General features: G+C 54.0%; 23 protein-coding genes. 22 read left to right on the top strand and 1 reads right to left on the bottom strand.

From position 1 onward, the window contains the following. Nucleotide 1 precedes the first annotated feature (1 nt). From flgC to IEX40_RS18895, 17 genes are all read left to right on the top strand, one after another. Entirely contained in the window at nt 2–436 is a 435-nt protein-coding gene (gene flgC / locus IEX40_RS18975; protein ID WP_188751182.1) for a flagellar basal body rod protein FlgC, read from the top strand. Between the two features lie 33 nt (nt 437–469). Beyond that, nucleotides 470–1,159 (top strand): flagellar hook capping FlgD N-terminal domain-containing protein, encoded by a 690-nt coding sequence (locus IEX40_RS18970; protein ID WP_188751181.1) that lies wholly within the window; start codon nt 470–472, stop codon nt 1,157–1,159. 12 nt (nt 1,160–1,171) lie between these two features. After that, the gene (locus IEX40_RS18965) at nt 1,172–3,151 is read left to right on the top strand and encodes a flagellar hook protein FlgE (protein ID WP_188751178.1); all 1,980 of its coding nucleotides are present in this window, start codon (nt 1,172–1,174) and stop codon (nt 3,149–3,151) included. A 140-nt stretch (nt 3,152–3,291) separates the two neighbouring features. Then, on the top strand, nt 3,292–4,035 hold the full coding sequence (gene flgF, locus IEX40_RS18960; protein ID WP_188751176.1) for a flagellar basal-body rod protein FlgF: 744 nt from the start codon (nt 3,292–3,294) through the stop codon (nt 4,033–4,035). A gap of 18 nt (nt 4,036–4,053) precedes the next feature. Then, nucleotides 4,054–4,839, top strand: a complete 786-nt coding sequence (gene flgG, locus IEX40_RS18955) for a flagellar basal-body rod protein FlgG (RefSeq protein ID WP_188751174.1) — start codon at nt 4,054–4,056, stop codon at nt 4,837–4,839. 21 nt (nt 4,840–4,860) lie between these two features. Then, nucleotides 4,861–5,538, top strand: coding sequence for a flagellar basal body L-ring protein FlgH (flgH, locus tag IEX40_RS18950; protein ID WP_188751172.1), 678 nt, complete (start codon nt 4,861–4,863; stop codon nt 5,536–5,538). A gap of 11 nt (nt 5,539–5,549) precedes the next feature. After that, a complete protein-coding gene (locus IEX40_RS18945; protein WP_188751170.1) occupies nt 5,550–6,644 on the top strand; it encodes a flagellar basal body P-ring protein FlgI in 1,095 nt (364 codons plus the stop codon). A 1-nt stretch (nt 6,645) separates the two neighbouring features. Further along, complete coding sequence (gene flgJ / locus IEX40_RS18940; protein ID WP_188751168.1) at nt 6,646–7,716, top strand: flagellar assembly peptidoglycan hydrolase FlgJ; 1,071 nt, start codon at nt 6,646–6,648, stop codon at nt 7,714–7,716. A gap of 63 nt (nt 7,717–7,779) precedes the next feature. Further along, entirely contained in the window at nt 7,780–9,816 is a 2,037-nt protein-coding gene (gene flgK / locus IEX40_RS18935) for a flagellar hook-associated protein FlgK (protein ID WP_188751166.1), read from the top strand. A gap of 12 nt (nt 9,817–9,828) precedes the next feature. After that, a complete protein-coding gene (gene flgL, locus IEX40_RS18930) occupies nt 9,829–10,737 on the top strand; it encodes a flagellar hook-associated protein FlgL (RefSeq protein WP_188751164.1) in 909 nt (302 codons plus the stop codon). Between the two features lie 2 nt (nt 10,738–10,739). Then, nucleotides 10,740–11,042 (top strand): flagellar protein FliT, encoded by a 303-nt coding sequence (gene fliT, locus IEX40_RS18925; protein ID WP_188751162.1) that lies wholly within the window; start codon nt 10,740–10,742, stop codon nt 11,040–11,042. Nucleotides 11,043–11,145: 103 nt separating this feature from the next. Continuing rightward, nucleotides 11,146–11,559 (top strand): flagellar protein FlaG, encoded by a 414-nt coding sequence (locus IEX40_RS18920; RefSeq protein WP_188751161.1) that lies wholly within the window; start codon nt 11,146–11,148, stop codon nt 11,557–11,559. A 31-nt stretch (nt 11,560–11,590) separates the two neighbouring features. Beyond that, the gene (gene fliD, locus IEX40_RS18915) at nt 11,591–12,991 is read left to right on the top strand and encodes a flagellar filament capping protein FliD (protein ID WP_188751158.1); all 1,401 of its coding nucleotides are present in this window, start codon (nt 11,591–11,593) and stop codon (nt 12,989–12,991) included. Nucleotides 12,992–13,012: 21 nt separating this feature from the next. Beyond that, nucleotides 13,013–13,399, top strand: coding sequence for a flagellar export chaperone FliS (gene fliS, locus IEX40_RS18910; RefSeq protein WP_188751156.1), 387 nt, complete (start codon nt 13,013–13,015; stop codon nt 13,397–13,399). Between the two features lie 216 nt (nt 13,400–13,615). Then, on the top strand, nt 13,616–14,446 hold the full coding sequence (locus IEX40_RS18905) for a flagellin N-terminal helical domain-containing protein (RefSeq protein ID WP_188751154.1): 831 nt from the start codon (nt 13,616–13,618) through the stop codon (nt 14,444–14,446). 85 nt (nt 14,447–14,531) lie between these two features. Continuing rightward, a complete protein-coding gene (locus IEX40_RS18900; RefSeq protein ID WP_188751152.1) occupies nt 14,532–15,818 on the top strand; it encodes a motility associated factor glycosyltransferase family protein in 1,287 nt (428 codons plus the stop codon). Beyond that, on the top strand, nt 15,806–16,057 hold the full coding sequence (locus tag IEX40_RS18895) for a DUF8042 domain-containing protein (protein WP_188751151.1): 252 nt from the start codon (nt 15,806–15,808) through the stop codon (nt 16,055–16,057). The genes IEX40_RS18900 and IEX40_RS18895 overlap by 13 nt, the downstream gene beginning before the upstream one ends. Nucleotides 16,058–16,110: 53 nt before the next feature. Here the strand turns inward: IEX40_RS18895 and IEX40_RS18890 are convergent, their stop codons facing one another. After that, the gene (locus IEX40_RS18890; protein ID WP_188751148.1) at nt 16,111–18,570 is read right to left on the bottom strand and encodes a motility associated factor glycosyltransferase family protein; all 2,460 of its coding nucleotides are present in this window, start codon (nt 18,568–18,570) and stop codon (nt 16,111–16,113) included. A gap of 222 nt (nt 18,571–18,792) precedes the next feature. Here IEX40_RS18890 and IEX40_RS18885 point away from each other — a divergent pair, with 222 nt between their 5' ends. From IEX40_RS18885 to pseG, 5 genes are read left to right on the top strand one after another with little or no spacing between them, the layout of a single operon-like run. Then, nucleotides 18,793–19,035 (top strand): acyl carrier protein, encoded by a 243-nt coding sequence (locus IEX40_RS18885; RefSeq protein WP_188751147.1) that lies wholly within the window; start codon nt 18,793–18,795, stop codon nt 19,033–19,035. A gap of 21 nt (nt 19,036–19,056) precedes the next feature. Then, nucleotides 19,057–20,247 (top strand): UDP-4-amino-4,6-dideoxy-N-acetyl-beta-L-altrosamine transaminase, encoded by a 1,191-nt coding sequence (pseC, locus tag IEX40_RS18880; protein ID WP_188751145.1) that lies wholly within the window; start codon nt 19,057–19,059, stop codon nt 20,245–20,247. After that, the gene (gene pseF / locus IEX40_RS18875; protein WP_188751143.1) at nt 20,244–20,942 is read left to right on the top strand and encodes a pseudaminic acid cytidylyltransferase; all 699 of its coding nucleotides are present in this window, start codon (nt 20,244–20,246) and stop codon (nt 20,940–20,942) included. The genes pseC and pseF overlap by 4 nt, the downstream gene beginning before the upstream one ends. After that, nucleotides 20,942–21,991, top strand: a complete 1,050-nt coding sequence (pseI, locus tag IEX40_RS18870) for a pseudaminic acid synthase (protein WP_188751141.1) — start codon at nt 20,942–20,944, stop codon at nt 21,989–21,991. Before pseF ends, pseI begins: the two co-directional genes overlap by 1 nt. A gap of 5 nt (nt 21,992–21,996) precedes the next feature. Beyond that, nucleotides 21,997–23,028 (top strand): UDP-2,4-diacetamido-2,4,6-trideoxy-beta-L-altropyranose hydrolase, encoded by a 1,032-nt coding sequence (pseG, locus tag IEX40_RS18865; RefSeq protein WP_188751139.1) that lies wholly within the window; start codon nt 21,997–21,999, stop codon nt 23,026–23,028. Nucleotides 23,029–23,040 lie beyond the last annotated feature (12 nt).

Genomic DNA, 23,040 nt, shown 5'->3' with positions numbered 1-23,040 from the left:
GATGTCGCTGTCTAATGTTTTTGGAATAGCCGGTTCGGCAATGAATGCCCAGAGCATTCGCCTGAACACAACCGCCAGTAACCTCGCCAATGCCGATAGTGTCAGCTCGAGCGAAGGGGAAACCTACCGGGCCCGCAAGCCGGTATTTACCGTGCAGATGCCAGGCGAGGTGGATTATAGCGCGTTAGGTTCGGGCCAGGTGCCGGGCCAGGGGGTCACGGTCAGCGACATCGTCGAGAGTGATGCGCCTTTGCGTATGGCGTACGAACCCAGTCATCCAATGGCTGATGAGAATGGCTATGTCTACTATCCGAATGTAAACGTGGTTGAAGAGATGGCCGATATGATCTCCGCCTCCCGCTCTTTTCAGATCAATGCGGAGATCATGAATACTGCCAAGCAGATGCTGCAGCGTACGCTGTCGCTGGGGCAGTAGGCTAAGGCGCGAGGTCCCTGAGAGGTAAGGGTCATGAGTACGATAAACGGTACTGGCAGTAGTTCAAATATATACGAGCAGATCAATCAGAAGAACCAGGCGAATTCGACAACCGAATCCAGCCAGGCGGCTGAAGACAGCCAGATGTTCATGAAACTGATGATCGCGCAGCTGCAAAACCAGGATCCGACAAGCCCTGCGGATACGGCGGACTTCATGCAGCAGATCGCGACCATGAGTCAGGTCGAGAGCATCAATCAGCTTGTCGGCACGGTGGAGGACATGAGCGCGTCTCTGCTCAGCAGTCAGACGGCGCTGCAGGCCTCATCCATGGTCGGTCAGCGCGCTTACGTCAACACCAACATTGCCCAGTTGAATCAAGAGGGTGGCTATGTGGATGGCGTGGTGTCCACTGAGGTCAGCGCCAGCAATATCCGTATCTCTATTTACGATGGCAGCGACAATCTCGTTGACCGCGTGAATATGGGGGCGATGCCGGCAGGTGATCACAACTTTGTCTGGCAGGCGGGTGAAGGTGTGCCTGCGGGCAATTACCGCATAGTGGCAGAAGTGCCCAGTGGAACCGATGGCGAATATGAAGAGGTCGGAACCTACATGGGCTTCAATATCAACAGCGTCACACTCGGGCAGAACGGTATTGGTATGAAGGTGAACACCAATATCGGATCGATCGACATGAGTGATGTGAAACAGCTCGGTTAATCAGGGGGAGATATGGCAGGTTTCAGTACTGCGGTTACGGGCCTGAAGGCATCCACTACCATGCTGGATGTGGCCGGTAACAACATCGCAAACTCAAGTACTATTGGCTTTAAAGCCTCCCGTACCGAGTTCGGTGATATATATGCAACGGCGGTGGTCGGAGCGGGTTCGGCCAACGTGGCCGGTTCCGGTGTCACGGTCACCGATATCGCTCAGGATTTCAAGGCGGGTACCATCGAGTTCACCAACAACAACCTGGATCTTGCGATCAACGGATCGGGTTTCTTTCAGTTGGATGATGGTCAGGGCGGCGTAACCTATACCCGCGCAGGTGCCTTCGAGCTGGATAAAGAGGGCTTTATCGTCTCCAAGACCGGCAAATACCTGCAGGGCTACGGGCTGGATGAGGACGGCAACCGTCTGCCCATCGGCAACCTGGCGGTGACGCAGAAAGAGAGCCCACCGAAAGCGACCGAGAGTATCGACCTGTCGTTCAATATCGATTCACGTAAGGAAGCGGCCGAGCTGCTGCCGACCTATGACAAGGACGAGCCGGGTTCATTTACCTACACGACCACGGTGCGCACCTTCGACAGTTTGGGTAACGAACACACGATCAAGTTCAACTTTGCCGAGCAGCGCCCGGTAAGGGAGGTGTTCGAATACGATGTGTCCGGCGATGCCGACGATACGGTCTATATTTCCGGGCTTCCCCTGGATACATCGGCGGACTTCAGTGTCGCCAGTTATTCCGACTACTCCACCTTCGCTGCGGCCAATCCGGCGCTATCGGCCCAGCTCGATGACATCGCGGCTAGGGATGCTCGAATTGATAAGGAGTCGTTTACGTTATCCGGTGGCACGCTGAGTTTCGAAACTTTTGCGCAGTACACCGATTCTGGCGATATGGTGGTAACGGATGTAGATCCACTGCTGACCACGGCCGTTAGCTATGACCGTCAAAATGCTTCTACGCCGACACGCGCAGCCAACGAAGTCAGAACCTACACCATTGACGAGACGGCTGGCGATAGCACAGTCGAAATCGGTGGTGTAACGATCAATGTCGCGGGCTTGTCAACGAAGAAGGATATCGCGGAAACCATCGAGGGGCGTGAAGCGGAGATCATAGACCGCAATCCCGCCATCGAGTCGGTTCAGGCGGTTCTGGTGGGTGGTGAGTACAAGTTGCAGATCACCTTCAAGGCAGACGAAGGCAATGTCGATGATGCGGACTATCAGCCGACCTCTGTGGCGGGCACTTTGGCTTTGGAGAGCACGGCTGAGGGTGACAACTCCTATCTCGGCGTGTATCGGATGTATGCCTACCTCAACGGTGAAGAGCAGCTGGATATTGGCAAGCTGAAAGATTGGGGTGAGGCCGGTGGTGGCCCCGCCGTCAGCGGCGGCGGTGGAGAAACCGAAGAGGGGCCGATTCTTGTCGAGTTCAACCCGACCAACGGTTTGCTGAGCGGCATCAACGGGTTGAGTTTCTCCGCCGGCGGCCAAGTGCCGTCAATTACCATCTCCGGTGCCGATCCTGCTAACCCGTTGACTACCATCGATCTGGACCTGACCAACAGTACTCAGTTTGCCTCGGCATCGATCGTCAAGAGCCAGTTGCAGGACGGCTATACCAAGGGTGACCTGATCGGTGTGACCTTCGCCAGCACCGGTGAAATGGTTGCATCGTTCAGTAACGGCCAGAACCAGTCGCTGGGGGTGGTCGCGGTGGCTACCTTTGAAAACCAGGCCGGTTTGCAGCCTAATGGTGATACCGAGTGGGCGGCCACGCTGACCTCCGGTGATGCTATCCTGAACCCGCCGGGGACCGGTTTGAACGGCACCCTGCGCTCGGCCGCGCTGGAAGCGTCCAACGTTGACCTGTCCGCCGAGCTGGTCAAGTTGATCGAAGGTCAGCGTAACTTCCAGGCGAACTCCAAGACCCTGGAAACCCTGAACACAGTAACTCAGGCGATACTGCAGATCTAACAGTCGATTCCGCTTCGGCTTCGGTTATAAAGGCGATGGCCTCCATAGGGTCATCGCCTTTTTGCGTTCTATGGCACGGCGCTTGCTTTTATCGGGTATGGCTCGCTTAAAGCGGCAATCTTTTTCCTGATGGAGCTGTTATGGATAAGTTGTTGTACGTGTCGATGACGGGTGCTCGCGAGAACATGGTCGCGCAGCGCGTGCATGCCAACAACCTTGCCAATGTGACGACGACCGGGTTCAAGAGCGATCTGGAGCAGGCCCGCGCCATGCGCGTGCTGGGCGAGGGCTACGAATCCCGCGTCTACGCCATGAGTGAGCGCCCGGCAACCGATACCACCGCCGGTACCCTTATCTCTACAGGGCGAGATCTGGATGTCGCGATCGACGGTGAGGGCTGGATAGCGGTTATCGGTCCGGACGGCCGGGAGGCGTATACGCGTGGCGGCGAGCTGCAGATCAATGCCGCTGATCAACTGGTAACTGGCAGCGGATTGCCGGTCATGGGAAATGGCGGCATCCCGATTGTCATACCTCCGGCCGAAAAGGTGGAAGTTTCGTCCGATGGCACAGTGACCATTCGTCCGCTGGGCGGTCAGGCGGCGGAGCTGGCGCAGATCGACAGGATCAAGCTGGTCCGCGCTGAACCCGGGCAGTTGTTCAAAGGGGAAGATGGCCTAATGCACGTGGATAATAACCGGGTACTGCCGGTGGATCTGGATGTGCAGGTGCGTTCGGGTTATCTGGAGTCGAGCAATGTCAATGCGGTTGCCGAGATGACATCGATCATCAGCCTGGCGCGTCAGTTTGAGGTGCAGGTGAAGATGATGAAAACCGCGGAAGAGAATTCAACAGCAGCTGCGCGTATCTTGCAGCAGAGCTGATAAGGGGGATAGACCAGTATGCAAGGTGCACTGCACGTCGCCAAAACAGGGCTTAGCGCCCAGGATACTCAGCTTAAGGTTATCTCGAATAACCTGGCTAACGTCAGCACGGTCGGTTTCAAGAAAGACCGCGCCGTTTTCGAGGATCTGCTGTATCAGGTTCGCCGCCAGCCAGGCGCCGACACCGCGGCCGATTCTCAACTCCCCTCGGGTCTGCAGCTGGGTAATGGTGTACGCACCGTCGGCACCCAGAAGCTTTTCGAAGAGGGGGAGTTTCAGGTTACCGGCGAGTCGTTCGATGTTGCCATCAACGGCAAGGGCTTCTTGCAGATACAGCAACCGAATGGCGATATTGCCTATACCCGCAACGGACAGTTGCACCTGGACGGCGAAGGGCGTTTGGTCACCGCCGAAGGTTTCTCGCTCGAGCCGGAAATTACGCTGCCCGACGGAGTGTTGTCCATGTCCATCTCCAATGATGGCACGGTCGAGGTTGTTGTGGCTGGCGATCCCGAGCCGCAGGAGGTAGGGCAGTTGGAGCTGGCCAACTTCGTCAACCCCCAGGGGCTGCAGGCGATTGGACAGAACCTCTTTCTGGAAACGGCGGCCAGCGGTGCGCCTCAGCAGGTAACTCCCGGGGAGGAGGGGACCGGATTTCTGCTCCAGGGGATGCTGGAAAGTTCAAACGTGAATGCGGTCGAGGAGTTGGTCAATATGATCACCACTCAGCGTGCATATGAGATAAATTCGAAAGTGATCTCGACGGCAGACCAGATGTTGTCGTTCGTCACTCAGCAGCTGTAACGGTAAGTGAGGGGATGGTCGATGAGCATTAAGGGCTGGGTCGTTGCTGTTGCCTGTGCAATGACGTTGACGGGGTGCGTTAATTCGCCGCCCAAGCCGGATAACCCCTACTATGCTCCTGTGCCGGTAACACCTGTGCCCAATACGCAGCCGTCAACCGGCTCGATCTATAACGCGGCGACCTCAATGAATCTCTATGGTGACGGGCGTGCCTACCGGGTAGGCGATATCATCACCGTGGAGCTGGAGGAGAGCACCCAATCCTCCAAGTCGAGTACCACCTCGGTGGATAAATCCAGCAATACCAATGTCGGTGTCGGCTCCGTTATGGGACAAAATCTATCTGTGCTGGGCAACCCGCTGTCGGCCTCGCTTGGCAGCGATCACTCCTTTGAGGGAGATGGCAGCTCCGATATGAGCAACAGCCTGACCGGCAGTATTACCGTGACGGTGCATGAGGTACGGCCGAACGGCAACCTGCTCGTGCGCGGTGAGAAGTGGCTGACCCTGAATCAAGGCGATGAGTACATCCGTATCAGCGGGCTTATCCGGCCCCAGGATATCGACCAGTCCAATACGGTGTTGTCGACCAAGCTGGCCGACGCACGTATTACCTACAGCGGTACCGGCGCAGTGAATGACTCCAATGTCATGGGTTGGCTGGCACGTTTCTTTATCAGTCCGCTATTCCCCTTCTGATGGTGAGCAACATGAAAAAGGTCATCGCGCTTTTAATGCTCTGCACACTTGTCATCACTCCGGTGCGGGCCGAAAGGCTTAAGGATATTACGTCGGTATCGGGGGTGCGCAGTAACCAGCTGGTCGGCTACGGCCTGGTTGTAGGCTTGGATGGCACCGGTGATGGTACCGACTTCACCTCCCAGACCTTCCGTAACATGCTGAACAACTTTGGCGTGGCGATACCGGCCAATGTGTCCCCAGAGTCGGATAACATTGCAGCAGTGGCGATCCATGCCGAACTGCCGCCCTTTGCCAAGCCGGGGCAAAGTATCGATGTGACCGTCTCCGCGATCGGCGATGCCAAGAGTCTGCGTGGTGGCAGCCTTTTGATGGCGCCCCTCAAGGGGGCGGACGGTCAGGTATATGCCATCGCCCAGGGTAACCTCGTGGTCTCCGGATTTGGCGTCAGCGGTGATGACGGTTCGCGTCTGTCACTGAATATTCCCAGTGTCGGCCGCATCCCCAACGGGGCCAGCGTCGAGCGGGCGGTACCCAACGCCTTCTCTCAGGGCGACTCGCTGGTGTTGAACCTGAATAATCCGGATTTCACCACGGCCCGTCGCGTTGCCGAGCAGATCAACGGTTTGCTCGGACCCGATGTGGCGCGCGCGCTCGATGCCACGTCGATTCGCGTCAGTGCGCCGCGGGATCCGTCCCAGCGCGTGTCCTATCTGTCGGTGCTGGAGAACCTGAGCGTAGATCCGGGCAAAGAGGTGGCGAAGGTAATAATTAACTCGCGTACCGGCACCATCATCATCGGTGAAAATGTACGCGTGTCGCCGGTCGCCATTACCCATGGCGGGCTGACGGTTGCCATAAGCGAGGCGCCTGAGGTCTCCCAACCGGATACCCCATTGGCCGGTGGTCAGACCGTGGTGACGCCGCGGACCGGCATTCAGGTTGATGAGGGGTCGGGGCATATGTTCGAGTTCAATACCGGCACCTCACTGCGTGATCTGGTAGAGGCGGTCAATCAGGTTGGTGTTGCGCCGGGAGACCTGATGGCGATTCTGGAAGCGCTGAAACAGGCTGGCGCACTGAAAGCCGAGCTGGTGGTGATCTGATATGGATAGCAAATTTCCGGGGCAGATCGACTCCTCGTTCTATACCGATCTGACCGGGCTGAGCAAGATTAAGTCGCAGGCCAACGATGATCGTGATGCCGCGCTGCGCAACGCCGCCGAGCAGTTCGAGCAGGTGTTCATGAACATGATGCTCAAGTCGATGCGCCAGGCCACCGAGAGTTTTGCCGAAGACAACCCGTTCAACTCCAGCGATGTGCAGTTTTTCCAGGGCATGCTTGATCAACAGCTGACCCTGCAGCTATCGCAGAGCAAGGGCCTTGGACTTGCCGATATCATCGTTCGGCAACTGGGCGGCAAGGAGATGACGGCGGATACGCTACGTCAGGCCCTGCAGTTGCCCAGTGATGAGGAGCGTATAGATGACAAGCTGGCGCAGGGTCAGTCATTGAATGAGACGTTGCTGAATCTGGCGGCACGGCGGGTGGCCAACCATTCGCTCAGCGCAGTCGATCAGATCAGCGATCGCCTGGCGCAGCGCAGAGCAGAGACGGGGGCTGAGGAGCCGGCAGACGATGCAGCAGCGCCGTCCGCTGCAGTTGGTAGCGAACCTGCCGAGTGGAGCTTCGACACCCCAGAGCAGTTTGTCGAACAGCTGCTGCCTGCCGCCGCGAAAGCCGCCCAGGCACTGGGGGTGGATCCCCGCGTGTTGGTAGCACAGGCGGCGCTCGAGACCGGCTGGGGGCGTGCGGTTATTCGCCGCGATGACGGCAGTAGCAGCAATAATCTGTTCAATATTAAGGCCGATAGCCGCTGGGATGGCGAGCGGGTAGGGGTCAGCACGCTGGAGTATCGCGACGGCTTGCCGCGTCCGGAACGGGCGGATTTCCGGGTCTATGACTCGGTCGAGCAGAGCCTGGACGATTACGTCGATTTCATTCAGAACAATCCACGCTACGGCGAAGCGTTGAAGCAAGTCGGGGACCCGGTCAGCTACCTGCAGGCACTGCAGCGGGCGGGGTATGCAACCGATCCTGAATATGCCGACAAGATCGGCCGGATAGTGAATGGTGCACTGCTTGCGGGTATAGGTGAACTGCCTCAAGAAGGCTGAGTTTTTGCCGATAAGTTGATCAATGGCGCCCACAGTCCGGAGCCATTATCGGGAGAGTAGAAAATGTCGTACGGTCTGTTGTCATTGGGTGTTCAGGGTGTCAGGGCGAGTCAGTCCGGCCTGTCTGTCGTTGGTAACAACATCACCAACGTCAATACCCCGGGCTATACCCGTCAGGTTGCCCAGTTCAACAGCCTGGAGGAGGGTGGCGTACTCCAGGACAGTACCCAGCGCATTGTCGATAAGTTCATAACGGAACGGCTCTGGGCCGACAACTCCCGCTTTGAAGCTGCCAAAGCGTTCGAGGCGATGGCGAGCCAGCTCGACAATACCTTGGCCAGTGACAGTGTCAGTCTTTCAGCAAAGCTGGACGATTACTTTGCCGCCCTGCAAGCCGCCAATGATGATCCGACGTCGATCACCAATCGAGAGCTGTTTATTGCTGAGGCGCAGGCAACGGCAACCCGGTTCAACGACCTGTATGACCAGGTCTCGCAACAGACCGAGACGGTCAATACCCGGATTCGCGAGCTGGCGGAAGAGATCAATAGTGCCGCGCTGAATATCGCCGACCTGAACGATCGGATCCGTATCGCCAAGGCCGCCAACAAGGACGCGTTTGAACTGCTCGATCAGCGTGACCAGGCGGTACAGGAGCTGTCCCAACTCATCGACATCAACGTGATCGAGCAGGGCGATGAGTTCTCGATCTTTATCGGCAACGGTCAGCCACTGGTCGTCGGACAGAGTTTTAACCCTTTGGTGTCAACGCCAAACGAGCTGGATCCGACCCGACAGGAGATCGGTATAACGCTTGCCGGACGGGTCAATGATCTAACCGGTATGGTGGGTGGCGGAGAGCTGGGCGGGCTGCTCGCCTATCGCGATGAGGTGCTGGATCCAACCCTCAATGAAATGGGAAGGCTGGCCGTCGTGTTTGCCGATAGCATGAATCAGCAGCATCAGCTGGGCATGGATCTCGACGGCAACATGGGGCAGAACCTGTTTGCCGATATCAACAGTGGCAACCTGCTGTCTACTCGTGTGCGGGCTGAATTCGCCGAGGGCAGTGTGCAGATTGTCGATACCAGCAAGCTGTACGCATCGGACTACGAGCTCGTCTTCACCTCTAGCGATAGCTTTAGGCTGACGCGTCTTTCCGACGGCGAGAGTTGGACCGACAGCTCCTTCAGTGCGGCGGCGACCAATACCGATGTGGACACGGATGGTGAAGCGTTTTTCGACTCGACCAGCGGGGAGCTGACGCTGCAGATCGACGGCTTCAGGCTCGATCTGTCCCGCTCCGGAGGCTTTGCCACCAATGAGCGGGTATTGGTTCAACCCGTGCGCACGGCGGCAGACGATATTGCGGTCAATATCAAGGACGGTCGCCAATTGGCGCTGGCAGCGCCGGTGGTCGTTGCGCCAGACGCAGCCAATAACGGAACCGGTGTTGCCACCGTGCAATTGACCGAGGTATCGACCCCCCTGTCGAACGATCCACGCGATTCGATAGCTGCGCTGATGCCGAATTCGAGCTCCAGGCTGACGATAACGGCCGACTCGACTGTGGTGCCGGAAGGCTACACAGTAGTCAGTTCGGACGGTTTGGCACTCTCGATATCCTTGGATCCAAATGACAGCAAAAACTTGCTCATTCGTAACGCGGATCCGTCGCTGAACGGGGAGATCGTGATGCGGGTGGAAGGAGTTCCGCAGGATGGTGATAGTTTCGTCATCGACTTTAACTTCGACGTTGACGGTACCGACAGCATCACGAACGTCGGGGTGTCGGATAACCGTAATGGCCTGCTGATGTCAGACCTGACCAAGGCTGCCACCTCCCTGGAAGGCAACTACCAGGAAACCTATGGCAGAATTATCGAGCGGGTCGGAATCGAGACGAAAATCGCCCAAACGGACCTTAAAGCATCCGAAGCCGTGCTTAAAAACACTGTCGCGCAGCGCGAGGAGATCAGCGGCGTCAACCTCGATGAAGAGGCGGTCAAGCTGATCCAGTTCCAGCAGGCCTACCAGGCGGCGGCCCAAATCATCAGTGCCTCTCAGCGTATCTTCGATGCGCTGATTCAGGCCGTGTAACGGAGGTTCGGCATGAGACTTTCAACACAGCAGTTCTTCTCTCAGAACCTGGACACCGTGCGCAACGGTAACGCCGAGCTGTTCAAATACCAGCAGCAGCTTGCATCCGGCAAGAAGATCTCTCAGGCATCGGACGATCCGCTGGCCGCTACCCAGATAAACAAATATGAGCATGTGATTGCGCGTAGCGAGGTGTTCGCCGGTAACGTCGAGGTAGCCGAGCGCAGACTGAATCTGGAAGAGAGCACTTTGGCTCTGGTGTCGGACAGTATCTTGCGTATAAAGGATCTGGCGATCCAGGCGAACAATGCCACCCTCAACGATACCGACCGGGAGATTGTGGCGGAGGAGATGCGCCAGATACTGGAGCAGCTGGCGTCGGCCGCCAATACTCAGGATGCTCAGGGCGAATACCTGTTCTCCGGTTTCAAAGGGGGGGCGCCGGCCTACACCCTGAATGCCTCTGACCGGTATGAATATCAGGGCGATCACGGTCAGCGCTTTCTAGATATCGGCGAGAACAACACCGTTGCGTCGACCGATCCCGGCAGTGCCATCTTCGGGGATGGAGAGGATAATATCCTGAATACGATCAAGGATATGATTGAACTGCTTGATGGTACGACGCCAACAACATCGTTTTCGGATGACATCTCCGCGTTGCAGGGAGAACTGGATCAGTTCTTCGAAGGGATAGTGACCCAGCGATCCAAATTGGGGGCGCGGCTCAACGTATTGGAAGCACAGGGGGAGGCCTTGGCCGATATCAAGTTGTTTACCACCAACTCTCTGTCAGTCGTGCAGGACACCGATTACTACGAGGCCACCAGCAAGCTGATGCAGCAGCAGACAGCGCTTGAGGCGGCCTATGCCAGCTTTGGCCAGATACAACAGCTCTCGTTGTTTGATTATGTGAGGTAAGGGTGAAGTTCCAAGCGGCTTATGAGCGCTGTGATGCTATCCTGAACGAACAGATCTCGCTGCTGCAGCAGGGCGAGATAGAGAGCATCATCGAGCTGGAGCAGGAGAAAGATCAGTTGCTCAGGCAGGTTGAGTGGAACGAGCTGGAGAGTTGCGGCGAGCAGATAGAGTTGGCGAAGGAGTTGCTGGCCAAGCAGCAGGCGTTCGAGCATCAATGCGCTCTGGTTCGAGAGGATCTGTTCAGGCAGTTGTCAGAGGTCAGAAAACAACAGAAAGCCTTGAACAGTTATCTGGATAATCGATGAATAAATGATCATTGAGTACTAAAGATCCGATTCAATCAGCCGATTAAGAGGCTAGATACCCGGAAGAAGATCGTCCGGGCTTGGGATTGAAAGAGGCATCAACATGGCGATTGATTCACTCACAGGCGTTGGCAGTGACCGCGGTCAGCTGGTCAGGGACGCGGCGACTATTCAGAATGATCTACGCCCCGTGAAGGGCAGCGAAGTTGGCACTCGTGCGGTAGAAGAGTCGGCGGCTACGCAGAAAAAATCGGAATACAAACAGCCGGAGTCGTCGGTGGTAAAGGAGGCTGCGGCTCAGCTTGGTGAAGTGCTGAAGCTCGTCAGCAGCAATCTCAATATATCGGTAGACGATGATTTGGGTGAAACTGTGGTCAAAGTCGTTAACGCCGATAATAAGGAGGTGATCCGTCAGATCCCCTCGGAAGAGATTCTGTCTCTGATGAAACGTTTGTCGGAGATCTCAGAGCAGTATACGGCCGAATCCAGCGGAATCCTGCTGCGCGATGAGGCATAGTTGAGCACAGCGTGCTCCGGACGGTATGTAAATGGCTAGCATTACGTTTTCAGGTATCGGGTCGAGTATCGATACCGCGGCAATTGTCGACGCGATTGTAGCGGCAGAGATTGAACCGCAGCGAGAGCTTCTGTCTGCGAGAAAGACGACCTACAACAGTCAGCTTTCGGCGATAGGCAAACTCAAGAGTGCGCTGGAGCAGTTCCAGTCCGTGCTCGACAACCTGAAAATGGCAAGCAAGTTTCAGGCACGGTCGGTATCGGTCGGTAACTCCGATCTGCTGTCCGCCAGTGCTACAGGCTCCGCTGTACCGGGAAGCTACCAGATCGAGATCGATCACTTGGCAAAGCAGCAAAAACTGATAACCGCCGCGGGTTCATTTGCTACTTCGGGTGATACGGTTGGCACCGGTAAGCTCAACTTTACGGTCGGTACGGAAAGTTTCGAGGTTCCGATCGACTCGTCGAGCTCTTCGCTTTCCGGCATTCGTGATGCTATCAACTCCGCGACTGGCAACAGTAGCGTTTCAGCTACCATTGTGAACGTCGATGACGGTCTTGGCGGTACTGAAGCACGGTTGATGCTGACCTCCATTGCTGGTGGTCTGGATAACAAGATCAACATCACGGCCGTTGACGACGATGGCAATTCCACGGATGCATCGGGGTTGTCGCAGCTGATTTATGACTCGACCAGTGCGACCGGCAATATGACCCAGCATCAGGCTGCCGACGATGCGCTGTTTTACATCGACGGACTTGCGGTCAGTCGTTCTAGCAACTCCGTTTCTGATGCGATCGACGGGGTCACGCTCGATCTCAAGAGCTCTGCGCCGGGAACGAAGTTCAGCCTGGATGTCGCTGTCGATAACGATACGATCGCCAACAATATCCAGTCTCTGGTCGATGCCTACAACAATGTTCGTTCCATCGTTAAATCCACCTCCGAAAATGAGGGCTCCAGTGCCCTGATGGGGGATTCAACAGTGCGTACGCTGTACAACAAAGTGCGCTCGGTGTTGTCGTCGCAGGTAGCGTCTGCACCTGGTAGCGCCAATTCGCTTAGCCTGGTGGGTGTCAGCATCGATCAGTATGGTGTGATGTCGCTGGACAGAGAGGCGCTAGGAAACGCGCTCAACGATGATTTCTCCGCCGTTTCGAAGCTCTTTACCAATGATGACGGCATCGCGCCGACACTGGATACTCTGCTTGAGAGTTATACCCAGTACGCCGGGTTGCTCGATGATCGGACCAAAGGGCTGAATTCGCGGCTGGAGTCCTTGACCAGTGCGCAAGAGCGCCTGGATCGACGAGAAGAATCGATGCTGGCAAGCCTGACCAAGCAATACAACGCGATGGATTCTTTGGTGGCGCAGCTAAACTCCACCGGTTCATACTTGCTGGCGCAGCTGTCAGCACTCAGCTCCTCCTAAAGACCGACTAAGAGATGACGAATGAATAAAGGTATCAATCAGTATCGTCAGATAGATGTAGAAACGGATCTGCACAACGCATCGCCACATCGGCTGATCCAGATGTTGTTTGAAGGCGCGTTGAAAAGTATCGCGTCTGCAAAGGGTGAGCTGCAGTCGGGTACCCCGGTGGGTGTTGCTCAGCATATATCGAGAGCTGTGAAAATCGTGGGCGGTCTCGAGGAGGCTCTGGATAAAGAAGCCGGTAGCGAGCTGGCGGATAATCTTGAGCGGCTCTACCAGCATATTCAGGACTCCCTGGTGCTGGCGCAGGCGGAGAAAAGCGAGAGCCGCCTTGATCAGATCGCATTGCTGTTGATTGAACTTAAAGAGGGCTGGGACCAGATCGCGCCCACCAAAGGTGCTTAGCTTCGTCTCTTTAGCGATGCGCAATGCGCTAATAGTTAATAAGAGAGCCGCTGCCAATCGCAGCGGTTTTTTTATGGTCTGAACTCAGTGGCGATTGAGTGCAAAAAAACCAAAATTTTTTTCTCAAGCTTCTCTCGCCGATGCCGTTAACCTGAATACACAGCATATGAGCGCAGCCTGGCAGTGGACAGGCTCTATCAGCTAGGAGATACACACATGGCAAACGTAGTAGCAACAAACCTCTTCTCTCTGTCCGCCCAGCGTAACCTGGCCAAAACCGAAACCGGTATGGCAACGGCGATGGAGCGTCTGTCTTCAGGTCTGCGTGTAAACAGCGCGAAAGATGACTCCGCCGGCCTTGCAATCGCCGAGCGTATGAATGCCCAGGTCAAGGGTATGAACGTGGCGATCCGCAACGCGGCTGACGGTATCTCTCTGTCTCAGACCGCCGAAGGTGCTCTGCAGCAGGTATCCGATACTCTGCAGCGTATGCGTGAACTGTCTGTACAGTCCTCGAACGCCACCAACTCCTCTTCTGACCGCGCCAACCTGGATGCTGAATTCTCTCAGCTGGCTGCAGAAGTGGGTCGTATCATCTCTGCTACCGAATTCAACGGTCAGAAGGTACTGGGTGCCAGCGCTGGAGCTCAGACCTTCCAGGTGGGTGCTAACAACGCGACAGATAACCGTATCACTGTTACCACAACTAACCTGTCTACCAACTCTAACGTGACCGGTGTTACTGGCACTAATATCAAGTCTGCGGCAGGTGCTCAGGCGGCTATCGCCCTTATTGATACTGCCATCGACACTATTACTACCGAGCGTGCCAAATACGGTGCGGCGCAGAACCGCTTCGAAACCACTATCCAGAACCTGCGTAACGCATCAGAAAACCAGGCGGCTTCCCGCAGCCGTATCATGGATGCCGACTTCGCAATGGAAACTGCAGCGTTGACCAAGGCTCAGGTGCTGCAGCAGTCCGGTATCGCGATCCTGTCTCAGGCTAACCAGGCTCCGCAGGCTGTTCTGAGTCTGCTGCGTTAATCTGATAGTTAAAAATAAAAAACGGCACGCCTTGGCGTGCCGTTTTCGTTTGTACGGGCGAATAGGCTCAGGTTTGGGGGGGGGGATGCATAGTCTAGAGGCAAAATATAGGATCTTAAGTGAGCGTTGGCCGGAGGTGGCCGCAAGGCTGGATATTAACTCTACCGAAGCTCGCACGGTGCTGGGTGATACACCTGAAACCGTTTTGGTGCATTCAGGACTCCATATATCCAGTGCTTTTGATCCTGAGAGGGAAGCTAATCTTCAGGCAGCGCGGGTTCCTGTTGAGAACTCAACTGTGTCGGTATATGGCGTTGGCTCAGGCTACCTCGTGCAGACGTTACTTGAGCGGCCGCAGGTGAGGAAGCTAAATCTCGTATTCTTCAGTTACCAGCTATTGGCTGAATCAATGGCAACCTATCCCCATCGCTGGATAGAAGATCCTCGGGTCGAACTGCAATTTGGCGGAAGCGTAAAATATCCCCAGTTACCATTCGCAGCCGTATATGCAGAGTTGATGTCGGCTGAACCCGATGTTCTGCCTCTACGTGATCGTGTGTTGACTGAATTGAATGAGGAATTCAGGCGTGCAGGTCTTGCTAGGCACTATGCCGAATTTGAGCGACCTAACCTGATTGCTAATCGAAAAAATGCGATATCGGATCCTGATGTCGCTTCCTTGTTTGGAGTGGCCTCCGGAGGCTGTGTTACGGTTGTTGCCGGAGGACCCTCCGCCGACTACTTTCTCGATAACATGGTCGAATCAGACTTCCTCATTGTTGTTTCCACAGCATTAAAAGGCGTTTTAAATAGAGGGTTGAAACCTGATGTGGTTGTCGCAATCGATGGGCATAAAGAGCTACTCAGGCATTTCGACACGGTTGGTCCTTATTGCAAGCAATTGGATAAAACTATTTTGGCTTACGCGCCTATTATTCAGCCTTTTATTGTTGATTCATGGCCAGGCTTCCGCTGTGCATTCTACTTGGAAAACACGCTGTTTTCGGAGATCCGAAAACAGGTTCTCCGTTCGGTGCTATTTTGCTCAGGCACAGTGACTCATTGTGCCGTTGATTTGGCTGTCAAGATGGGAGCTGAGGAGGTGCGCTTGGTCGGAGCTGATTTTGGCTTCCCAGGAGGTTTTTCCCACGCCGAGCAGACCGATCATCGCCAGCAGCAGGTTGGGGAGACTCAAGTCATGTCAGGCGCAGGGGTGCTTATTGATTCCACTCCGGCGTTAGTCGGTTACTTGCGGGATCTCGAGGCCTATATCGAACTTAATCCTGACGTACGTTTCGTGCAGATGTCGAATCTCGGAGCTGCCATTGCGGGTGCAAAAATATTTGACTGGAACAGCATATGCGAAACCTAATTGAACAGGCTGATGCCATATTTGAAAGCTTGGTTTCCGGGCAGATTGCAAAAGGGTTTGAACTTTATCCAGATTTTATTGATGCGTTTATCAATACATTGACTGATAGTGAGATACTATCCTTTCAACCTCTATTGCAGGAGATGTTGAAGGCTCAAGAGGAGAAGAATGTCGTATGGCTAGCTGATTTAATAGCATATTTATTGATTCCAGCTCTAAATGAGCTGCACCCGAGATAAAAGCATTTCGAGTGCATTTTTTCAAAGAGCTTATTACATGGGTCCTAAGTGGCTTAGTCGTTATCGAGGAGGGGGAGCTCCGATAAAAGCCGCTTAGCAGCCAAATTGTCTGGCTGATGATGAAGCGCTTCCTCCAGAACGATTCGCGCTGCTTTGAACTCTGAGATAGAGATATAAATATCAGCCAAGTTGAGAAGGTTGTAAGTGTCGTTCGGGAAAAATTCGTAGTGGCGGGTCATGCTCTCTATTGCACCGGCCAAATCGCCCGCGGTTCTCTGGAACTTTCCATAATGCTTCAGATAGTGCGGCGAAATGAGGGATAGGCACTCGATTGCCTGAAGTGTCTGCGCATGGTTTTTCTCGGCACTACTGATGGCGAGCACGCGTTGTAAAGATGCTTCCATGATATCCATATGCTGAGCTTCGATTATGCTTTGATGCTCTCTAATCGCATCCTGATTGTGGCCTTCAAGCTCTGCAATGTACGCTTTGATCAGTGAGGTGTACCCCGAGTGAAACTCGGGTCGGTCGTTTGATTCAAGGAAGGAGAGAATGCTTTTTAGCTCCTCTATTCGATTTCGCTGCAGCATGCGAGTGGCTTTATCAACCAGTTGGTAGGGGGTCGCGCCTCCGTTGCAGCGTGCCTGGTCTGCGGACTCTGCTTTGAGTGTCAGGCTTTCGAATTCGCCCTTCATTTTGCTCCGCAGCTCTTCGATAGTATTGAGATCAAAATTAACCTTATGGTTTTTTAGCCAGCTGTCTGCTCGCAGGAAGGCGCTCTCTTTTATCCAGCCTTTGCAGAGTGCATCGATGTTTGGAGAGATACTCAGTTCCTCCAAACGCAGAGAAATTTTGTCGCCGACAAATTCAAGGAGTTGGATAACTTCTTTGAGAATGTGGCTAAATGTACCAAAATAACGCTTTCCAAAATCGAGAATATCGATATGTGTCCATTGATCGGCGTCTTTATGGTTGGTGTCGGCCAGAAATTCTCCCAGACCATACACTTTACAAAAGCGCATCATCGGCGGTGAAAGTGACTCTATTTCAGCTTCATAGGCATTGAGTTTCTGCTGTATCTCCGGATTGATGCTACCGTTTTGGGTTAGCAATAGAGGGCTCAACTCTTTAGCCTTATCAGCAGCAGCCTGTGCTTTCATAAAACTCTGCTGTACGCTACCAAGCTGTTCTCGTAATGCCAATAAATAGAGATGCCGTTGTTCAGGCGTAGGACTGGAAACCTTGACCGAAACCCTTTGCGTGGGTGGGAAGGTAAGCTGGTTTGTTGATATGTAGTCGATACCGTTAATGCGTGCGGCATTTCCTGAGAGGTTGATTAACTGGATGTCATGCTCATGGGCTGAGGCAGCCTGAGCTTCAAGTGCCTCGATAGCGGCGAAGTAGTCAGGTGATGTATCCGCTTCTTCACCCAAATTTGTTTTTACCCGACGTGTATCTGAACGTAAAGATGGGCCGCTTGAGGCTTCATTACTGCCTTTGGCGTGGCTGAATCCTTGTTTGTCGAAACAGAGATCCAGTCCTGCGAACAGAATACGTGTGAAACCCATAGCGATTGCTGATGACAGCGCTACGTTGGTTACGGTAGGGCCATGCAGATCCAGGGTTGGCTCATTTAGATTACTCTCCCATGGAAGCCGAGTGCCTGAAAAGTAAACATTGGACTGCCATTGCGAGACGAGAAGGGGTTGGGCGTGGTTTGCTGCTATCAGCGGCACTTGCTCCGATAGCTGAAGTGCTTCCTTCGATACGTTAAATGCAATGTCTTGCGGGTCGACGTGTACAAAGAAGTCAGGTGTGATTTTTTCCCTGATCAAAATTTTAGCGATTCTGGAGACCGCTAAAATGTAAATCCGCTCACGGTTTTGCCGAATCCACTCGAAATGATCGTTTAAAGATGGCCCAGCTGCCAGAATGAGTGCTGTTTGCTCCTTGTATTGCCCTTCAAGCACGCCCGATGGTATTTGGTAGTCAGCAACATTCAACAGCTGGGTTTGTAAAAAGGCTTTTAGCCCGAGGGAGTATGCCTGGCTCCAGCACAGATTGATGCTCTTTTGTTCCGTATCCCAGATCAGCGGGCCGTAACATTTTGTGTAATCGGATTGAGCAGCAAGGGAGCGGTATACCCTGACACGGTCGAGAAAAGCGTATTCATTAAAATGAAAATCCTCGAGAGCGCGTTCCCATGAGTCGGGCGTCTCGATGCGTACTTGAGGATGAGGTTGCGTCTCTAGTCCAAGTCTCTCGATGATTTCGGGTAGTTCGATAAAGACGTAGCGGGTGTTATCGGGTTTGTCACTTTCTGATACGTATTGGCTCAGCAAGCCTGAGTCGGTGCCGATGATTAGGTATAGCACTTTGCTATCGAAGAGCACTCTTGAGAATCGCTGTTGCAGGACTTCTACAGCGGGCTGCCGGCTGAACTGGCTTTGATGAAGTTCTGTTAGGTAGCGGTCGTTGAAGGCGTTGATCGTTACGTCTAATGAAACTGACATTCGTCTGCTCTGCGATAGATTTGTGGCTTGATCTCTTAGTGTGCCACAAGTGGCCCTATATCTATAACTGCTGGCGCGGTACAGAATGCGGAAGGCGTTCTAGGCTTGAAGCAAGTTGCTGTTGGGGAGCCTTCCCTTACGCATTCAGTCCGACTAGCATCCTAGGCTCAGGGTCCACTTTGCCGCACACTTGCCTGCTTCTGATTAAGGTATAGAGTACAGATGACTAGCAATATCGCACTTTATGAAGTTTTTTCCACAGCTCTCAACATCCCGCTTGAAGAGGTGCACGAAGATCTAAAATACAATTCTATCCCTCAGTGGGATTCGGTCGCCCACATGACGCTGATTGCGGCACTGGAGGACCGATTCGATGTCATGCTCGATACCGATGACATTATCGATATGAATTCAGTCAGCAAGGCGGTTGAGATTTTAAGCAGATACGGCATCGATTTTCAGTGATTCCTCGTAGTTGGAGAGGTAATGACCACTAAGCTTATTCCATACGGGCGCCATAGTATTTCTGACGATGACATTGCAGCTGTCGTCGAAGTGATGAAGCACGGCAATCTAACGCAGGGAGATCGAGTACCGGTCCTCGAGCGTGCGTTAAGTGAGTATGTCAACGCACCCTACGTGACGCTGGTTAACTCGGCCACCTCTGCACTGCATCTGGCATGCAAGGCGTTAGGGGTTGCGTCGGGCGATCTTGTTTGGACCTCTCCTGTATCCTTTGTTGCAAGTGCAAACTGTGCGCGTTATTGCGGTGCCGATGTTGATTTTGTGGATATAGATCCCAAGACATTGAACCTTTCCCTCGATGGGCTGCAGGAGAAGCTTCTTCAGGCTAGAAGTAAAGGCAGATTGCCAAAGGTTATAGTGTGTGTGCATTTTGCCGGCCTGACTGTTGATATGCGCCGGTTGCGTCTATTGACCGCCGAATACGATATAGCGCTGGTTGAGGATGCCTCCCATGCGCTGGGAGCCGACTATGAGGGTGAAAAGGTGGGTGCGGGCCGCTACTCGGATGCGGTGGTTTTCAGCTTCCACCCGGTGAAAATGATTACGACCGCCGAGGGTGGGGCGGTGGTAACCCGTAACGAGACGCTGCACACAAGAGTTCGTCGTCTTCGCAGTCATGGTATCGAGCGGGATATGCTCAAAATAGAGAACAAGGAACAGCCGCCTTGGTACTATGAGCAAGTGGAGCTTGGCTTTAACTTTCGTTTGAGCGATATGCAGGCGGCGCTTGGGCTGTCTCAGTTGCAACGCCTGGACAAGATGGTTGCCCGACGAAGGCAATTGGCTACACAGTACGATCATAGTTTGCAGGGACTGCCTCTTGTGCTGCCGCCTCGGGGTAATGAGCCCGAAACATCCAGCTGTTGGCACTTATATCTGATTCGTCTTGAGGAGCCGGAGCTGAGATTGGCCTTGTATCAATATCTGCATAAACATGATATCGGAGTTCAAGTTCACTATATTCCGATCCATTTTCAACCTGACTATCGGCAGTTGGGATTCGAATATGGCCAGTTTCCTCAATCTGAAGATTACTACGAAAGGTGTCTGACGTTGCCGCTCTATCCGGATCTTACCGATGCTGAGCAGATGTATGTAGTGGAGCGAATAACGCACTTTTTCAAGACGGTGGCTCGGAGTGACTCCCCATGAGTCGCACGGTGGCAATCATTCCTGCGCGCGGGGGGAGCAAGCGCATTCCAAGAAAAAATATTCGAGATTTTGCAGGTCAGCCACTGATTGCGTACTCGATCAAGGCGGCGCAGGAAAGCGGTGTTTGCGATCGAGTAATCGTTTCTACGGATGACGATGAGATTGCAGATGTAGCGAGATCTTTCGGTGCTGAAATCCCCTTTATTCGCCCGCCGAGCTTGGCGGACGATCTTACCGGCACGGGTGCTGTCGTTGAGCATGCAGTGCGTTGGCTTACGGAACGCGGCGCAGATCCCGAATTCGTATGTTGTATCTACGCAACTGCGCCGTTGATTAGCGCAGAGCGGCTTTCAGCCGCGTTTAAACTGTTGGAGGCGCAGCCTGATATGCTGCATGCGTTTAGTGTGGGGCGCTTCAGTTATCCGGTACATCGAGGGCTCCTGCGAGATGGTGACGGAGTTCGAATGCTATACCCCGAACACCTGATGACAAGGTCTCAGGACCTGCCCGAAGTGTTGCATGATGCGGGGCAGTTCTATTGGTCCCGTTTGGGTCAGAAACAAAACGTTCCTATGTTCGGGCCATTATCGATCCCAATCTTGCTTCCCGACTGGCAGGTAAAGGATATCGATACTGAAGAAGATTGGTGTCATGCCGAAATACTCTACAAAGTAATACAGGCAGAACGGTCATAATGAGTATTCGTTTGGGTAAGTATCTGGTAGGGCGGGGACAACGGCCGTTCGTTATCGCGGAGTTGTCAGGTAACCATGATCAGTCGCTAGATAAAGCATTGGCTTTGGTCGATGCCGCCGCACAGAGTGGTGTTCAGGCGGTTAAACTGCAGACCTATACCGCTGATACGATGACGTTGGACGTAGACAGCGGCGAGTTCTTTATCCGCGATACAGACAACCTTTGGCAAGGGCAGACGTTGCACCAGCTTTATGCCAAGGCTAACACTCCCTGGGAGTGGCATGCGCCAATATTCGAGCGAGCAAGGCAAAAGGGCTTGATTGCGTTCAGTACTCCTTTTGATGCTACGGCAGTGGAGTTTCTCGAGACTCTCGATGTCCCCTGTTACAAAATTGCGTCTTTCGAGAACAATGACCTGCCACTAATTCGCAAGGTGGCGAAGACCGGCAAGCCGATCATTTTGTCCACGGGAATGGCTTCGGTCGGTGAGCTTGAGGAAGCGGTAAATTGCGCACGAGAGGCCGGTTGCAAAGATTTGATATTACTTAAGTGTACAAGTGCCTACCCGGCACCTGTTCATGAAGCTAATCTGCTGACGCTTCCACATATGCAGGCGCTTTTCGGTTGCGCAGTTGGACTGTCCGATCATACGCTTGGGCTTGCAGTACCGATTACAGCGGTGGCATTGGGCGCTTGCGTAATAGAAAAACATTTTGTGCTGGACCGAAACGAGGGCGGTGTCGATGCTGCCTTTTCCTTAGAGCCTGACGAGTTACGGCAGTTGGTCGAGCAGGCCGGACAGGCATTTGATGCACTCGGAGATATCTGTTACGGAGGCAGTGCCAGCGAGCAGCCTTCGAAGAAATATCGCCGCTCTCTCTATATTGCCCGAGATATTAAAGCAGGGCAGCGTTTGAGTTCAGAAGATATCAAGTGCATACGGCCGGGGCTGGGGTTGGCTCCGAAACATTGGGATCAGGTGATTGGTCGCTGTGTGCGGGACGATGTCTGCAAGGGAACGCCTCTGGCTTGGTCGCTGCTGGAGTAGCGATCATGAAGTTCGTTTTTCGTGTGGATGCCAGCATCAAGATGGGGGGCGGACACTGGCTGCGCTGCCTTGCGCTGGCCGATACTCTGCTGGCGAAGGGGCATCAAGTGTCCTTTGTCTACGCAGAGTCGATCCCTGCACTTTTAAAACGCGTTGAACAACGGCCGATTGCCTTGTTTGAACTCAGCGCATCGCGGGCAACCGAGCTGGATGCCCGTCTCACCGGGGAGTTGGTCCGCCGCGAATCTGCCGATTGGCTGATCCTTGATGGCTATCATTTCGATTCTAGCTATCGACAAGTGTTGTCGCTTTCGAGTGGAGTACGTTTACTGCTCATCGATGATTTGAATGATTCCGGTCCTCTGTACGCAGATGCCGTGCTTAACAGTACGATCTATGCCGAAGAGCTGTCTTACTCGGTCAGTGGCAACGCGTTTGATTCACCTTGTGATCTTCTTCTGGGGCCTAAGTATGTCTTGTTGCCGCAGGCTTACTACCGAGTTTCGGTATCTGGTATGGCACAGCGCCGATATTTGTTTGTCAATTTTGGGGCCACAGATGCGGCAGGATTGACGCTTTCAGCATTGAAAATATTGAATGAGCTTGGCTTCAGGAGAGATGTTTGTGTCGTCACTGGGCCGGCTATGAAGCAACACCTTGACGTATCTTCGCTCTGTCGTCGATACGGCTATACCCACTTACATGATCTCCCAGACCTTAGTAATGTATTGGCGCAGAGTCGATTGGCGCTGACTGCAGCTGGTTCCACGCTGCACGAATTGGCCTTCATGGGTGTGCCAGCGGTGTTTTTGGTCGTGTCTGACAACCAATTGCGCTCAGCGCGCTGCCATCAGGCCCGTGGCTGGTGCAATTGGTACGATGGTCGGGATGCTGGGGGGTTAAGGCGCGCAGTGACAGAGATAATCAACTGGTGGAACGATGAGGATGAGCTGTATAAGCGTGCAACGCAGGCCTGTAGCCTCATTGACGGTCATGGAGCCGAGCGCGTGGCCGAGTACCTTCAGCAGTCGCGATAACGGCCGATAACC

The organism is Marinobacterium zhoushanense, assembly GCF_014641945.1.
GTDB lineage: Bacteria > Pseudomonadota > Gammaproteobacteria > Pseudomonadales > Balneatricaceae > Marinobacterium_D > Marinobacterium_D zhoushanense.
Note: the sequence above shows the minus strand (reverse complement) of the source record. Positions and strands in the feature narration are given on the sequence as shown.